This is a genomic window from Paracoccus methylarcula, assembly GCF_003007735.2.
GTDB lineage: Bacteria > Pseudomonadota > Alphaproteobacteria > Rhodobacterales > Rhodobacteraceae > Paracoccus > Paracoccus methylarcula.
In genome coordinates, this window is the sequence record NZ_PXNQ02000013.1 from 69,310 (window position 1) to 83,403 (window position 14,094).

At 65.2% G+C, this 14,094-nt stretch carries 13 protein-coding genes; 9 read left to right on the forward strand and 4 right to left on the reverse strand.

Features of this window, described 5'->3' with window-relative positions:
• Window positions 1-4 precede the first annotated feature (4 nt).
• On the forward strand, window positions 5-1,822 hold the full coding sequence (locus A7A09_RS18440; protein WP_106692749.1) for an ABC-F family ATP-binding cassette domain-containing protein: 1,818 nt from the start codon (window positions 5-7) through the stop codon (window positions 1,820-1,822).
• Here A7A09_RS18440 and A7A09_RS18445 read toward each other — a convergent pair.
• Window positions 1,819-2,295: a hypothetical protein gene (locus A7A09_RS18445; protein WP_148043716.1), complete on the reverse strand. Its 477-nt coding sequence runs from the start codon at window positions 2,293-2,295 to the stop codon at window positions 1,819-1,821. The genes A7A09_RS18440 and A7A09_RS18445 overlap by 4 nt on opposite strands.
• A gap of 269 nt (window positions 2,296-2,564) precedes the next feature.
• Between A7A09_RS18445 and rplU the strand changes: the two genes are divergently transcribed.
• The 4 genes from rplU (at window position 2,565) to A7A09_RS18465 (ending at window position 5,100) form a co-directional block, all read left to right on the forward strand.
• Window positions 2,565-3,011, forward strand: coding sequence for a 50S ribosomal protein L21 (rplU, locus tag A7A09_RS18450; RefSeq protein WP_106692751.1), 447 nt, complete (start codon window positions 2,565-2,567; stop codon window positions 3,009-3,011).
• A gap of 12 nt (window positions 3,012-3,023) precedes the next feature.
• Window positions 3,024-3,296, forward strand: a complete 273-nt coding sequence (gene rpmA, locus A7A09_RS18455; RefSeq protein WP_106692752.1) for a 50S ribosomal protein L27 — start codon at window positions 3,024-3,026, stop codon at window positions 3,294-3,296.
• Window positions 3,297-3,417: 121 nt separating this feature from the next.
• Window positions 3,418-3,963 (forward strand): GNAT family N-acetyltransferase, encoded by a 546-nt coding sequence (locus tag A7A09_RS18460; protein ID WP_436277808.1) that lies wholly within the window; start codon window positions 3,418-3,420, stop codon window positions 3,961-3,963.
• Between the two features lie 156 nt (window positions 3,964-4,119).
• A complete protein-coding gene (locus A7A09_RS18465) occupies window positions 4,120-5,100 on the forward strand; it encodes an LLM class flavin-dependent oxidoreductase (RefSeq protein ID WP_106692792.1) in 981 nt (326 codons plus the stop codon).
• On the opposite strand, the gene A7A09_RS18470 is transcribed toward A7A09_RS18465, so the two are convergent.
• Genes A7A09_RS18470 through A7A09_RS18480 form a run of 3 tightly spaced genes read right to left on the reverse strand, consistent with a single transcriptional unit; the run spans window position 5,097 to window position 7,836 of the window.
• A complete protein-coding gene (locus A7A09_RS18470) occupies window positions 5,097-6,398 on the reverse strand; it encodes a TRAP transporter large permease (protein ID WP_106692754.1) in 1,302 nt (433 codons plus the stop codon). The genes A7A09_RS18465 and A7A09_RS18470 overlap by 4 nt on opposite strands.
• On the reverse strand, window positions 6,391-6,849 hold the full coding sequence (locus tag A7A09_RS18475; protein WP_106692755.1) for a TRAP transporter small permease: 459 nt from the start codon (window positions 6,847-6,849) through the stop codon (window positions 6,391-6,393). The genes A7A09_RS18470 and A7A09_RS18475 overlap by 8 nt, the downstream gene beginning before the upstream one ends.
• Window positions 6,850-7,836: a DctP family TRAP transporter solute-binding subunit gene (locus A7A09_RS18480; RefSeq protein ID WP_245999464.1), complete on the reverse strand. Its 987-nt coding sequence runs from the start codon at window positions 7,834-7,836 to the stop codon at window positions 6,850-6,852. It lies immediately after the preceding gene.
• 123 nt (window positions 7,837-7,959) lie between these two features.
• On the opposite strand from A7A09_RS18480, the gene A7A09_RS18485 reads away from it, so the two are divergent.
• From A7A09_RS18485 to A7A09_RS18500, 4 genes are all read left to right on the forward strand, one after another.
• The gene (locus A7A09_RS18485) at window positions 7,960-9,156 is read left to right on the forward strand and encodes an acetyl-CoA acetyltransferase (RefSeq protein WP_106692756.1); all 1,197 of its coding nucleotides are present in this window, start codon (window positions 7,960-7,962) and stop codon (window positions 9,154-9,156) included.
• Window positions 9,153-10,706: an acyl-CoA synthetase gene (locus A7A09_RS18490; RefSeq protein WP_106692757.1), complete on the forward strand. Its 1,554-nt coding sequence runs from the start codon at window positions 9,153-9,155 to the stop codon at window positions 10,704-10,706. The genes A7A09_RS18485 and A7A09_RS18490 overlap by 4 nt, the downstream gene beginning before the upstream one ends.
• A 180-nt stretch (window positions 10,707-10,886) precedes the next feature.
• The gene (locus tag A7A09_RS18495; RefSeq protein WP_106692758.1) at window positions 10,887-11,504 is read left to right on the forward strand and encodes a DUF296 domain-containing protein; all 618 of its coding nucleotides are present in this window, start codon (window positions 10,887-10,889) and stop codon (window positions 11,502-11,504) included.
• A 179-nt stretch (window positions 11,505-11,683) separates the two neighbouring features.
• Window positions 11,684-14,053 carry an ATP-dependent helicase gene (locus tag A7A09_RS18500; protein WP_106692759.1) on the forward strand — a complete coding sequence of 790 codons (2,370 nt, stop codon included), beginning with the start codon at window positions 11,684-11,686 and terminating at the stop codon, window positions 14,051-14,053.
• Window positions 14,054-14,094 lie beyond the last annotated feature (41 nt).

Consider the following 14,094-nt stretch of genomic DNA (forward strand, 5'->3'; position numbering starts at 1 on the left):
GGCCATGGCACGCGCACCCTTGTTACAACTGACCGACATCTCGCTGACCTTCGGCGGCGATCCCGTTTTCGAAGACCTGTCCCTGACCGTCCAGCAGGGCGACCGGGTGGCGCTGGTCGGGCGCAACGGATCGGGCAAATCGACGCTGATGAAGGTCATGGCCGGGCTGGTCGAGCCGGACCGGGGCGAGGTCGTGCTGAACGCGGGCAGCCATGCCGGATACATGGAGCAGGATCCCGATCTGTCGGGCTTTGCGACGCTTGGCGATTTCGCGCGGGCGGGACTGCCGGAGGGCGAGGGCTACCGTGTCGAGATGGCCGCCGAGGGGCTGAAATTCGATCCCGACCGCCAGGTCGCCACCGCGTCGGGCGGAGAGCGCCGGAGGGCGGCGCTGGCGCGTCTGCTGGCGCAGGCGCCCGAGCTGATGCTGCTGGACGAGCCGACCAACCACCTGGATGTCGAGGCGATCGGCTGGCTGGAGGATCATCTTTCCCAGACCCGCGCCGCCTATGTCATCATCAGCCATGACCGCGCCTTCCTGCGCCGCCTGACCCGCGCGACGCTGTGGATCGACCGTGGCGAGGTGCGGCGGCGCGAGAGGGGATTCGAGGGCTTCGAGGATTGGCGAGAAGAGATCTGGGCCGCCGAAGACGACGCGCGCCACAAGCTCGACCGCAAGATCAAGGCCGAGGCGCGTTGGGCGGTAGAGGGCATCAGCGCCCGGCGCAAGCGCAACCAGGGACGGGTGCGGGCCTTGCAGGCGATGCGGGCCGAGCGGGCCTCGCAGATCCGCCGCCAGGGGGCTGCCGCGATGGCGCTGGACACGGGGCCGCAATCGGGCAAGCGGGTGATCGAGGCGCAGGGCATCTCCAAGGCTTTCGGCGATCGGGTGATCCTGAAGCCGTTCGATCTGCGCGTGCAGCGGGGCGACCGGGTGGCATTCGTCGGCCCGAACGGGGCGGGCAAGACCACGCTGATCAGGATGCTGACCGGAGAGATCGCGCCGGATCAGGGCGAGGTCAAGCTGGGCACCAACCTGGAAATCGCCGTCTTCGACCAGGCCCGCGCCGCGCTGGACCCCGACCAGAGCCTGTGGGACTCGCTGACCGGCGATCCCGACATGCGCGTTTCCGGCCGTGCCGACCAGGTGATGGTGCGCGGCCAGCCGAAACATGTGGTCGGTTATCTCAAGGATTTCCTCTTTGACGAGGCACAGGCCCGCGCGCCGGTCCGCAGCCTGTCCGGGGGCGAGAAGGCGCGGCTGTTGCTGGCGCGGCTGATGGCGAAGCCCTCGAACCTGCTGGTGCTGGACGAGCCGACCAATGACCTGGATGTCGAGACGCTGGACCTGCTGCAGGACATCCTGGGCGAGTATGACGGCACCGTGCTGCTGGTCAGCCACGACCGGGATTTCATCGACCGCGTGGCCGATACGACGGTGGCGATGGAGGGCGATGGCCGCGCTGTGACCTATGCCGGGGGCTGGACGGATTACCGGGCGCAGCGGGGCGAAGATCAGCCCGCCGCACCCGGGGAGCCAAGGAAACTCGCGCAGCCTTCCCCATTGCCCGTGAAGCCCAGGCTGGCGAAAAACGGCCTGAGCTTCACCGAGAAGCATCGCCTGGAGGAACTGCCCGCCATTATCCAGCGCCTGGAGGCGGAAATCGCCAAGCTGTCCGAATTCCTTTCGGATCCGGAATTGTATCGGACCGCTCCGGCAAAGTTCCGGAAGGCCACGGATGCATTGGGCGAGCGTCAGGCCATGCTCGACAAGGCCGAAGAGGAATGGCTGCTGCTCGAAGAGAAGGCGTCCGGAAACTAGTCGAACCGGACCCGGATCTCGGGATAGCCCCAATCGTCGTTGCTCTTGTCCCTGACACCGTTATAGACGCCGACGATTGCCGCGCCGAGCAGCCCGCTGCCGGCAGCATTGTTGGAATTCTTCTGCGAGGTCTTGCTATAGGCGCTTGCGACTTCGGTCCGGGTGACGCCATCGGCGATGCAGGTCACCGTGACCGGCTGGCTGTTGCTGCGCTGATCGGGAAGGTTCACCAGCCCCGGCGTCGTGAGTTCGGCAGTATAGCCGACGCCTTGCACGTCACATGCGGCACCGGCGATTTCCTTCCGGTCCTTGTAGCTGCGGACGGGGGTCGGCTCGAACCCGATGACCCCGTGCAGCGGCGGGTTTCCCGTCGGCGTCACGGGGACGGGAGGCGTGCTGATCGGTTGCGGGCCGCTACAGGCCGCGAGCAATACGGGAGCAAGCAGGAAGAATGCGGGAGTTGATCGTCTCATGTAGGTCTCTGGCTTCAGGTTGCGGATATGCGGTTGCGTTTCCCTGCCTAGCGGCAAGAAGATAACACCCGCTTAATCGCGGCGATTTGCTTGACTTGCCCGCCCGAATCCGCCATATCCACGCAGACCGGCCGGGCCAAAAGCCTTTGGCCGGTGCGTTATTTATATGACTCCCCGATTGAGACGGGGCGCTGTCCGCAGGCGGGATCATCCCGAAACACCGGATTTTCCGGGGCCGAAGGACGCGGAAAACGAAGGAAAACAAAGCGATGTTCGCGGTTCTTAAATCGGGCGGCAAGCAATACAAGGTGCAGGCGGGTGACGTGCTGCGCGTGGAAAAGCTGAATGCCGCCGCTGGCGAGAAAGTCCAGTTCAACGAGATCCTGATGGTCGGCTCGACCCTTGGCGCGCCGCTGGTCGAAGGTGCCTGCGTGCAGGCCGAGGTGATCGACCAGATCAAGGCCGACAAGGTCGTCACCTATGTCAAGCGCCGCCGCAAGCACAGCTCGCAGCGGACCCGCGGACACCGCCAGCAGCTGACCCTGCTGCGCGTGACCGATGTCCTTGAAAAGGGCGCCGGGAAGTCCAATGTAAAAGCTGCGGTGGGTGCGCGCACCAAGGATGACGTGGTCGCGGCCAAGCCCGCGAAGGCGAAAAAGCCCGCCAAGAAAGACGCCGCTGCCGAGAAACCGGCGGCTGACGCCACTGAAGCGTAAGGAGACTGACCCATGGCACATAAGAAAGCAGGCGGTTCGTCCCGCAACGGTCGCGATTCGGCCGGTCGCCGTCTTGGCGTGAAACTTTATGGCGGTCAGGCTGCGACCGCTGGTAACATCATCGTGCGTCAGCGCGGCACCAAGTGGTGGCCGGGCGACAATGTCGGCATGGGCAAGGACCATACCCTGTTCGCGCTGACCGATGGCCAGGTGACCTTCAAGAAAGGCCTCAAGGGCCGCACCTTCATTTCGGTAATTCCAGCGACCCAGGTGGCCGCCGAGTAACCCAAAGGTAACATTCCGATGTTAGAGGGGGGTCGGCGAAAGCCGGTCCCCCAATCAGTTTTCCGGGGGAGGAAAAATGATGATGTCTGCACCAATGCGGGAGGGAACGCGGTTGGATGACCTGAAAATCGTCGATGCGGCCGCGCTGAACCAGCCCGTGATCGAAACCGACCGCTTCGTGCTTCGCCCGCTGCGTCCTTCCGACGCGGGCATGATCTCGCATTACACCTCCGACCGCCGCGTGGCCGAGGGCACGCGGGCGATTCCGCATCCCTTGCCTCCCGGTGCTTCCGAGGGTTTCGTCGCACGTGCGCTGTCGCCCGAGCGGACCGAGGATGTCTGGGCCATCGATGGCTCGGCCCATAGGCTGGACGAGTTGCTGGGCGTGGTCTCGCTGACCCGGATGGAGGGAAACCAGTCCGAACTGGGTTTCTGGATCGGCGCGGGCTTCTGGAATACCGGCTTCGCGACCGAGGCGGTCGAGGCGCTGGTCGCGGCGAATCCGCATGGTTCGCGGACCCTGTTCGCCGAGGCATTCCAGGATAATCCCGGTTCGGCGCGGGTGCTGACCAATAGCGGCTTCGTCTACCTGGGCGATGCCGAAAGCTGGTCGGTGGCGCGCAATGCCCGGGTGCCGACATGGACCTATCTGCGCAAGATGGAATGAAGTTCTGTGGATGAAGGGGGCGCTCGCGCCCCCTCTTGCGCTGATGCGCAATTCACCCCCGGGGATATTTTCATGAAGAAGAAGGCGGATTGCAGAATATGCAAACGCAGCTATTGCATTTGATGCCGGGCTGCATAACTGCGGCATATGAGCAGCATTCCTTATTCCCTTCTTGATCTGTCGCCGGTGCCCGAGGGCTTTGACGCGGCGGATGCGATTTCCAACACGATCGACCTTGCCCGGCATGCCGAGGGCTGGGGTTATCATCGCTACTGGATGGCCGAGCATCACAACATGCCCGGTATCGCCAGCGCCGCGACGGCGGTGCTGATCGCGCTGGTGGCGCAGGCGACCGAGCGGATGCGCGTGGGGGCGGGCGGGATCATGCTGCCCAACCACGCGCCGCTGACCGTGGCCGAGGCTTTCGGGACGCTGGCGACGGCCTTTCCCGACCGGATCGACCTGGGGTTGGGGCGGGCTCCGGGCGGCGATGGCGCGGTGATCCGGGCGCTCAGGCGCGATCCGATGGCCGACAGTTTTCCGCAGGACGTGGTCGAGTTGCTGGATTATTTCGGGCCGGAGCGCCCCGGCGCGCCGGTGCGGGCACTACCCGGAGAGGGCACCGAGGTGCCCGTCTGGATCCTTGGCAGCAGCCTGTTCGGCGCGCAACTGGCCGCGCATCTGGGCCTGCCCTATGCCTTTGCCAGCCATTTCGCGCCGGGGGACCTGGAGCAGGCGCTGGCGGTCTATCGCGAGCGTTTCCGCCCCTCGCGCTGGAACGAGAAGCCAAGGGCGATGCTGGCGATCAATGTCTTTGCCGCCGAGGATGCCGAAGAGGCGCATTACCTGCGCACGACGATGCAACTGGCATTCGCGCGGCTACGCACGGGCATGCCCGGAAAGCTGCCGCGTCCGACCCGAGACCTGGATGCCGAGATCAGCCCGCAGATGCGGCGCATGGTCGATCAGGCGCTGCGGATCACCGCCGTGGGGAATCCCGGGCAGGTGCAGGAGCAACTGGCCGCGCTGATCGAGACACATGCGCCCGACGAGGTGATCCTGACCGGTCAGATCCATGACCACAGCGCAAGGCTGCGCAGTTTCGAGATCGCCGCCGGGGCGATGCAGGGGATTTAGGGCAGCATCACCCGCGTCAACCCGGGAAAAGCGGCGATGACGGCCAACCCGATGAGGCTGGTCAGCAGGAAGGGGAGCGCCCCGCGCGCGACCTTTTCCAGCGGCAGGCGGGTGATGTTGGCTGCGACATAGAGATTGATCCCGACCGGGGGCGTGATCAGCCCGATGGCGAGGTTGACCATGATCAGCACGCCGAACCAGATCGGATCCCATTGCAGCTCTCGCATCACCGGCAGGAAGATCGGCAGGCAGATGAACATGATCGTCACCGCGTCCATGAACATGCCCGCGATCAGCACCACCAGCATGATCACCGCGAGGATCACCCATTGGTTCTGCGACAGCCCCAGAAGCGCGCCCGAATACTGCCCGATCAGGTCATCCACCGTGACCACCCAACCGAACAGCCCCGCATAGGCGACGACCAGCATCACCACCGAGGATCCCGCCGCGCTGTCGGCAAGGCATTCGTAAAGGCCGCGGATGCTCAGCGTGCGATAGGCCAGCCCGCCCACCGCCAGCGCATAGACCGAGGCGACGATGGCGGCCTCGGTCGGGGTGAAGATGCCGGAATAGATGCCGCCAAGGATCACCACCGGGGTCATCAGCCCCCAGAAGCTGTCCATGAAGCTGCGCCATAGCGCCGCACCATAGGACAGGCCGGGATAGGGATTCGGGCTCAGCGCCTTCGTGGCGGTGGCATTCCGCACCCGTCCGAAGGGCAGGGCGCAAAGCATCAGCGCGCCGCAGACGAGGCCGGGGATGATCGCGGCGATGAACAGGTCGGCGATCGAGGTTTCCGCCAGCACGCCATAGATGACCAGTCCGATCGAGGGCGGGATGACGATGGACATGGCCGCGCCGGTGCTGACCAGCCCGGCGGCGAAGGCGCGGGAATAGCCGTCCTCCTCCATCGACTTGACGATCATCGGCCCGATGGCGGCGACCGAGGCGGGACCAGAGCCGCTGACCGCGCCCCAGAACAGGCAGACCACGGTGCCGACAAGCCCCATGCCGCCCGGCAGTCCCCCGACCAATACCCGGAAGAAACGGATCATCCGGTCGGCGATGCCGAGCTTGCCCATCAGGTTGCCGGCGAGGATGAAGAAGGGAATGGCCAGCAGCGAGAATTTCGCGATGCCGGCACTCAGCAGGTCCCCGACCAGATCGAGGCCGAAGCCGAGCTGCCACATCGCCGCCAATGCCGACAGGCCGAGCGCGAAGGCCACCGGCACGCGCAGCGCAAGGAACAGGAAGAACAGCCCGACCATCAGGCCGCCCGCGCCGATATCAGCCATCCCGCCCCCTTAGTGCCGCCTGCACATAGCGGATCAGCACCAGCGCGAACCCGAAGGGCAGGGCGGCGGAATACCACCAGAGCGGCAGGCCGAGCGCATAGCTGCGCATGCCGTTGCCCATCTGGTTGACCAGCAATTGCCAGCAGAACCAGACCGAGGCGGCCAGCAGCAGCACCGACAGCAATGTGGCGATGACGATGACCGCCCGCCGCAAGGGGGCGGGCAGCATGTCGGTGACCAGTTCCACGGCCAGGTGCTCGCCCCGCCGCGCGGCGATGGCCGCGCCGAAGACCGTCAGCAGGACGAAACCGCCGGTCAGCAGTTCCTCGGTTGCGGCCAGCGACTGGTTGGTGCCGTAGCGGATGACGACATTGGCAAAGCCAAGCAGCGTCATCAGCAAGAGCAGCACCGCGCAGACGAGTTTCTCGAACTGATCCAGCAGCAGGCGCATTTACTGCGCGTTCGCTTCGTCGGTGAACAGCTTGACGATATCGGCGCCGATCTCTTCGGACCATTTGTCGAAGCTGGGCTGGGTCGCCTCCTTGAAGGCCGCCAGATCCTCGGGCGTGGGTTCATAGACTTCCATGCCCTGTTCCTTCAGATATTCCAGCCCCTCGGCGGTGGCTTCGCGGCTGATCTCGATCTGGTAGGCCATCGCCTCGTCGGCGGCCTTCTGGAACTGCGCCCTGGTCTCGTCGTCGAGGCCATCCCATTTCGCCTTGGAGATGCCGAGGAACAGCGGATCATAGCTGTAATGCCAGGGCGTGATGTATTTCTGCACCTCGTAGACGCGTTGCGGGATGATCACCGCGCCGATGGGGTTCTCCTGCCCGTCCACGACGCCCTGCTGCAATGCCGGGAAGGTCTCGGTCCATTGCATCTGCTGCGGGTTGGCGCCCAGATCGTTCATCACGTCGATATACATCGGGCCCGCGACCCGCATCTTGAGGCCCTGCATGTCCTCGGGCGAGGTGATCGGATGCTTGGAATTGGTGACCTCGCGGAAGCCGTTCTCGCCCCATGCGAGGATATGGATGCCATGGCCCGCCATGATCTCTTCCATCTTGTCGCCGGCCTTGCCTGCCGTGGTGCGGTCCACCGCGTCGTAGTCGGAATACAGATAAGGCAGCGAGAAGGCGGCCATTTCAGGCGCCAGCGGGGTGACATTGATGGCCGAGGTCAGCACCAGGTCGATGGCGCCGCGTCCGGTCATCTCGGCCTGTTTCATCTGGTCGCCGCCCGAAAGCTGGGCATTCGGAAAGACCCGGACCTCGTATTCACCGCCGGTCTCGGCCGCGAGGAGTTCCGCGAACTTGTCGGCGCCCTGCTGCCATGTCGTCGTGTCGCCGGTATTATGCGACAGTCGCAGCGTCTCGGCGCTGGCGGGCAGGCACAGGGCAAGCGCGGTGGTCAGCCCAAGGGCCATTCTGGTGAACATGATCATTCCCTCCCGATCGAAATTTCGGGGCATCTTTACGGAATTGGCCGAGCGGCACAATATGTTGCGTATTGAAAAGCCGTCACACATGGGAGAGTCCATGTTGCGGCAACGGAGGAATACATGACCGATCACAGCAATCTGCCGCCCGCCCCCGAAGGGCGGATCATCGGATGGGCGCATGGCCGTTTCGGCAAGTCCGAGGCCCCGGATGTCGAGACGCTGATGGCCGGGGTCACCGGCGCCGCGCTGGATCACGCTGCCATCCCTGCCGATCAGGTCGAGGGGATTTTCGTCGGCGTCTTCAACGGCGGTTTCCAGAAACAGGGTTTCGAGGCGGCGCTGGTCGCGCTTGGCGCAGACGGGCTGGCGCATACGCCTGCGGTGCGGCTGGAGAATGCCTGCGCCACCGGCTCGGCGGCGATCACGGCGGCGCTGGATTTCATCGGCTCGGGGCGGGGGCGCGTGGCGCTGGTGATCGGGGCCGAGAAGATGACCGCCACGCCGGGGCCCGAGATCGGCGATATCCTGTTGGGCGCATCCTATCGCAGCGAGGAGGGCGAGATACCGGGTGGTTTCGCGGGTGTCTTCGGCGGCATCGCGAACAGTTATTTCCAGCGCTACGGGGACGCCTCGCGCGAGCTTGCGATGATCGCGGCCAAGAATCACGCCAATGGCGCGCTGAACCCTTACGCGCATATGCAGAAGGATTTCGGCTTCGATTTCTGCAATACCGTCAGTGACAGGAACCCCATTGCGGCGGGACCGCTCAGGCGCACCGACTGCTCGCTGGTCTCGGACGGGGCGGCGGCGCTGGTGATCGCGCATCCCGATATTGCAGCAGACGCCCCGCGCGCCATCGCGTTTCGCGCGCAGCGTCAGGCCAATGACTACCTGCCCTTGTCGCGCCGCGATCCTTTGGAGTTCGCCGGGGCAAGGCGGGCATGGGCGCAGGGGCTGGCGCAGGCGGGCGTGTCGCTGGACGATCTGTCGCTGGTCGAGACGCATGATTGCTTCACCGTCGCCGAATTGCTGGAATACGAGGCCATGGGACTGGCCGAGCGCGGGCAGGGCGGGCGCGTCATTGCCGAGGGCATCACCGCGCGCGGCGGCAGGCTGCCGGTGAACCCGTCGGGCGGGCTGAAATCGCGCGGCCATCCCATTGGTGCCACCGGCGTTTCCCAGCATGTCATGGCCGCGATGCAGCTGGCCGATGAGGCCGGGGCGATGCAGATCCCGGATGCCTCGCTGGCGGGGGTCTTCAACATGGGCGGGGCGGCGGTCGCCAATTACGTCTCGATCCTAGAGAGGGTGAAATGAACCTGCCCTGTTCCACCCGGACGATGAACCTTGGCCACCTGCTGGACCAGACCGCCCGCCGCCTGCCTGACCATCCGGCGATGATCTGGGGCGAGCGGCGCTGGAACTGGTCGCAGATGCGCGCCCGCGTGGATGCGATGGCGCGGCTGCTGGCGGCGCGGGGTGTGGGCAAGGGCGACCGGGTGCTGGTGCAATCGCCCAACAACAACCAGATGTGGGAAAGCCTCTGGGCCTGCCTGAAGCTGGGTGCCATCTGGGTGCCCGCGAATTTTCGCGGCGCGCCGGACGATCTGCGCTGGATGGTGGAACTGGCGCAGCCAAAGCTGCTGATCTGTCATGCCGATTATCCCGATCACGCCGATATGGGCTTGCCGGTGCTGGCCATCGGTCAGGCCGGTTTCGGCCCCGATATCGACGAGGCCCTGGCCGCGCAGGATGATGCCCCGCTGCGCGCGGCGGATGTGGAACGCGACGATCCGGCCTGGCTGTTCTTTACATCCGGCTCGACCGGCAAGCCCAAGGCGGCGGTGCTGACCCATGGGCAGATGGGCTTTGTCATCGCCAATCACCTTGCCGACCTGATCCCCGGCACGGGCGAGCAGGACGCCTCGCTGGTCGTCGCGCCGCTCAGCCACGGGGCGGGCATCCACCAGATGCTGCAGGTGGCGCGGGGCGCGGTGACGATCCTGCCGGAAAAGGGCTTCGATCCGGCCGAGATCTGGCGGCTGGTTCAGTCGCATCGCGTCTCGAACATGTTCACCGTGCCAACCATCGTGAAACTGCTGACCGAAGACCGGGCGGTCGATCTTTTCGACCATTCCAGCCTGCGCCATGTCATCTATGCCGGTGCGCCGATGTATCGCGCCGACCAGATCCGGGCGCTGGAAAAGCTCGGTCCCGTATTGGTCCAGTATTTCGGATTGGGAGAGGTGACCGGCTGCATTACCGTTTTGCCCGCGCGCCTGCACGAGACCGGCGAGGGCTGGACGCTGGAGGGGTCATGCGGCTATCCCCGCACCGGCATCCAGGTCGAGATCCAGGACGAGACGGGCAAGCCCTTGCCCCCCGGCGAGACGGGCGAGCTTTGCGTCACCGGCGGGGCGGTTTTCGCGGGTTACTGGAACAACCCCGAGGCCAATGCCAAGAGTTTCCGCGATGGCTGGTTCCGCACCGGCGATCTGGGCCATATGGACGAGCGCGGCTTTTTCTATCTGACCGGGCGCGAAAGCGACATGTATATCTCGGGCGGCTCGAACATCCATCCGCGCGAGATCGAAGAGAAATTGCTGCTGCATCCCGATATCGCGGAATGCGCGGTGCTTGGCATGCCGGATCCGAAATGGGGCGAGATCGGCGTGGCGATTTGCGTGATGAGGGGTGGTGTGCAGCCCGATCTGGAGGCGTGGCTGGGGCCGAAGATCGCCCGCTACAAGCTGCCCAAGCGGTTCCTGTTCTGGGAGGCGTTGCCGAAATCGGGCTATGGCAAGATCACCAAGAAACTGGTCCGCGAGGAACTGATCCGCCGCGATGACGAGGCCGCAAATGGCTGAAATCCTGCGCCATCCCGGCCCGGCGGATGGCCCGCGCCTTATGCTGGCCCCAAGCCGGGCCGAGCGCCGTTCCGTCACGCTGGCCGCCGGAAAGCCGCTGGAGGCCGCCATTGCCGAGCTCTGGAAGGCGCCGACAGCGCCTGGATCACATTCGCCGATGCGTGGGGCGATCTGCGTTTCGTGCTGCCCGACCGGGCGGCGGACGGGCTGCATGGCGCGTGGTATTCCGCGCCCCGGGACCTGCCGGATGCGCCGATCCACCGGGCGGGGATTGTCTGGGGCTGGCGCGAAGGCCGGGCGTTCGGTCATTGCCACGGGCTTTGGGGCGGCACGATGGGGCATCTGCTGCTGGACGTTTCGCGGCTGACCCGCCCGGTTCAGGCCGAGATCCTGGTGTTTCCGGATGCGCGTTTCACGGCAGAGGAGGACCTTGAGACCGCCTTCACCCTGTTCAAGCCGACAGGCGGGATTGCCGGGAATGCGGATGCCGCGCTTTTGCGGATCGCACCCCATGTCGATCTTTGCGCCGGGGTGACGGATGCAGTGCAGGAATTGGGCTGGTCCGGCGCCCGGGTCGAGGGGATCGGCAGCCTCAATACGGCACGTTTTGCAGATGGCACCGTTCTGGACAGCCATGCGAGCGAGTTCCTGGTCTCGGATGGGCGGGCGACGCAGAACGGGGCCGATATCGCCATCGATATCGTCGGGATCGATGGAATCCGTGCCTCGGGGCGGCTTGAGCCGGGACGCAATCCGGTCTGCGTCACGGCGGAATTGATCCTGCTGCGCGAGGAGTAGGGAGGTTTTACGGAGGTGGTTCCGGATTGCGTCCCGCGATGGCCGGGGGCTCTGCCCCCGGTCCCCCGGGATATTTGCATGAAGAAGATGCAGGGGGGCGGATGGCATTCTTTCGTTAAGGATGAACAAATAATGAACATCGGCTTTCCTTGCGGCGCGGTCGCGGTTATGTTGCCGCTATGGAGCCGATTGATGATTCCGATACCGTCCCGCTGTCGCAACGCGCCATCGCCGCGCGGCCCGCGCCCTATCTCGAAGGTCTGAACGCGGCTCAGCGTGCCGCCGTCGAGACGCTGGAGGGGCCGGTGCTGATGCTGGCCGGGGCGGGGACCGGCAAGACCCGGGCATTGACCACCCGCATCGCGCATCTGCTGATGCTGAACAAGGCGCGGCCGGGGCAGATCCTTGCCGTGACCTTCACCAACAAGGCCGCGCGCGAGATGAAGGACCGGATCACCGCCCTGCTGGGCGAGACGGTCGAGGGGATGCCCTGGCTGGGCACCTTTCACTCGATCTGCGTCAAGATCCTGCGCCGCCATGCGGAACTGATCGGCAATGGCGAATTGCATCTGAAGCCCGCCTTCACCATCCTTGATACCGACGATCAGATCCGGCTGCTGAAACAGTTGATCCAGGCCGAGAACCTGGATGAAAAGCGCTGGCCGCCCCGGCAATTGGCGCATCTGATCGATGGCTGGAAGAACCGCTGCCTGTCTCCGTCGAACCTGCCAAGGGGCGAGAAGGCGGCATTCGATGGCTGGGGCGGGCGGCTTTACGCGGCCTATCAGGAGCGGCTCCTGTCGCTGAACGCCGTCGATTTCGGCGATCTGCTGATGCATTGCGTGACGCTGTTCCAGGCGCATCCCGATGTGCTGAAAACCTGGCAGGAACGGTTCCGCTATATCCTGGTGGACGAGTATCAGGATACCAATGTCGCGCAATACATGTGGCTGCGGCTGCTGGCGCAGGCGCATCGCAATATCTGCTGCGTGGGCGATGACGACCAGTCGATCTATGGCTGGCGCGGCGCCGAGGTGGGCAATATCCTGCGTTTCGAGCAGGATTTCCCCGGCGCGCAGGTGGTGCGGCTGGAACAGAACTACCGCTCGACCCCGCAGATCCTGTCGGCGGCCTCGGGGCTGATCGCGGCCAATAGCGGACGGCTTGGCAAGACGCTCTGGACCGAGGCCGAGGCGGGAGAGAAGGTTCGCCTGATCGGTCATTGGGACAGCGAGGCCGAGGCGCGCTGGATCGGCGAGGAGATCGAGGCGTTCCAGGGCGGGCACCGCGCCAGTCTTGGAAAGGTCAGCCTGGACGACATCGCCATCCTCGTGCGCGCCAGCCACCAGATGCGCGCCTTCGAGGACCGTTTCATGACCATCGGCCTGCCTTACCGCGTGATCGGCGGGCCGCGTTTCTACGAGCGGGCCGAGATCCGCGATGCGATGGCCTATTTCCGGCTGGTGGTCAGCCCTTCTGACGACCTGGCCTTCGAGCGGATCGTGAACACGCCCAAGCGGGGGCTGGGTGACAAGGCCCTGCAGACCATCCAGGCGGCGGCGCGGCGGCATGGGATGCCGCTGCTCGACGGCGCGCGGATAGCGGTGGAAGAGGGGCAGCTGACCGGCAAGGGGTTGGCCAATCTGCGCGATTTCGTGGCGTCGCATGGCCGCTGGCATGCCGATGCACTGGATGCCGGGGCCAGCCATGTCGAACTGGCCGAGCGGATACTGGACGAATCCGGCTATACCGCCATGTGGCAGAACGACAAGTCGCCCGACGCGCCGGGACGGCTGGATAACCTCAAGGAACTGGTCAAGGCGCTGGAGGAGTTCGACAATCTCCAGGGCTTCCTGGAGCATGTCGCCCTGGTCATGGATCGCGACGAGGGCGAGGCCGGGGAAGAGGTCAGCATCATGACCCTGCATGGTGCCAAGGGGCTGGAATTTCCCGTGGTCTTCCTGCCGGGATGGGAAGATGGGCTGTTCCCGAACCAGCGCGCCATGGACGAGAACGGCACCAGGGGCCTGGAGGAAGAGCGGCGGCTGGCCTATGTCGGCATCACCCGTGCCGAGCGTCTGGCGGTGATCAGCTTTGCCGGGAACCGGCGGCTTTACGGGCAATGGCAAAGCTCGATGCCGTCGAGATTCATCGATGAATTGCCCGAGGAATATATCGAGGTCCTGACCCCGCCGGGATTGTATGGCGGCGGCTACGGGGCCGCGATGGCCTTTGCGGGCGCGAATGCCGGAACCGATATGCATGACCGGGCGGCGCAGGCGGATGTCTACAACTCGCCGGGATGGAAGCGGATGCAGGCGCGTGCGGCAGAGCGCAAGGCGCCCGCACGGCGCGCGCCGGTGACCATCGATGCCGAGGCTTCCGCGCAGTTCAGCGTTGGCGACAGGGTCAGCCACGCCAAGTTCGGCGAGGGCGAGATCATCGGCATCGCCGAGGATACGCTGACCGTGCAGTTCGCGGCGGGTTTCAAGACGATCAAGGCTGCCTATGTAATACCAGCGGGCAGCGATCAGGATGTGCCGTTCTGACTTTCGCTCAAGCATGACATCCGTGACTGCGTTCCGCGATG

Excerpts from the sequence above, each read along its gene's own strand:
- rpmA (WP_106692752.1), top strand. The coding sequence starts at position 3,024 with ATGGCACATAAGAAAGCAGGCGGTTCGTCCCGCAACGGTCGCGATTCG.
- rplU (WP_106692751.1), top strand. The coding sequence starts at position 2,565 with ATGTTCGCGGTTCTTAAATCGGGCGGCAAGCAATACAAGGTGCAGGCG.
- A7A09_RS18440 (WP_106692749.1), top strand. The coding sequence starts at position 5 with ATGGCACGCGCACCCTTGTTACAACTGACCGACATCTCGCTGACCTTC.
- A7A09_RS18445 (WP_148043716.1), bottom strand. The coding sequence starts at position 2,295 with ATGAGACGATCAACTCCCGCATTCTTCCTGCTTGCTCCCGTATTGCTC.
- A7A09_RS18470 (WP_106692754.1), bottom strand. The coding sequence starts at position 6,398 with ATGGCTGATATCGGCGCGGGCGGCCTGATGGTCGGGCTGTTCTTCCTG.
- A7A09_RS18490 (WP_106692757.1), top strand. The coding sequence starts at position 9,153 with ATGAACCTGCCCTGTTCCACCCGGACGATGAACCTTGGCCACCTGCTG.
- A7A09_RS18480 (WP_245999464.1), bottom strand. The coding sequence starts at position 7,836 with ATGTTCACCAGAATGGCCCTTGGGCTGACCACCGCGCTTGCCCTGTGC.
- A7A09_RS18500 (WP_106692759.1), top strand. The coding sequence starts at position 11,684 with ATGGAGCCGATTGATGATTCCGATACCGTCCCGCTGTCGCAACGCGCC.
- A7A09_RS18475 (WP_106692755.1), bottom strand. The coding sequence starts at position 6,849 with ATGCGCCTGCTGCTGGATCAGTTCGAGAAACTCGTCTGCGCGGTGCTG.
- A7A09_RS18485 (WP_106692756.1), top strand. The coding sequence starts at position 7,960 with ATGACCGATCACAGCAATCTGCCGCCCGCCCCCGAAGGGCGGATCATC.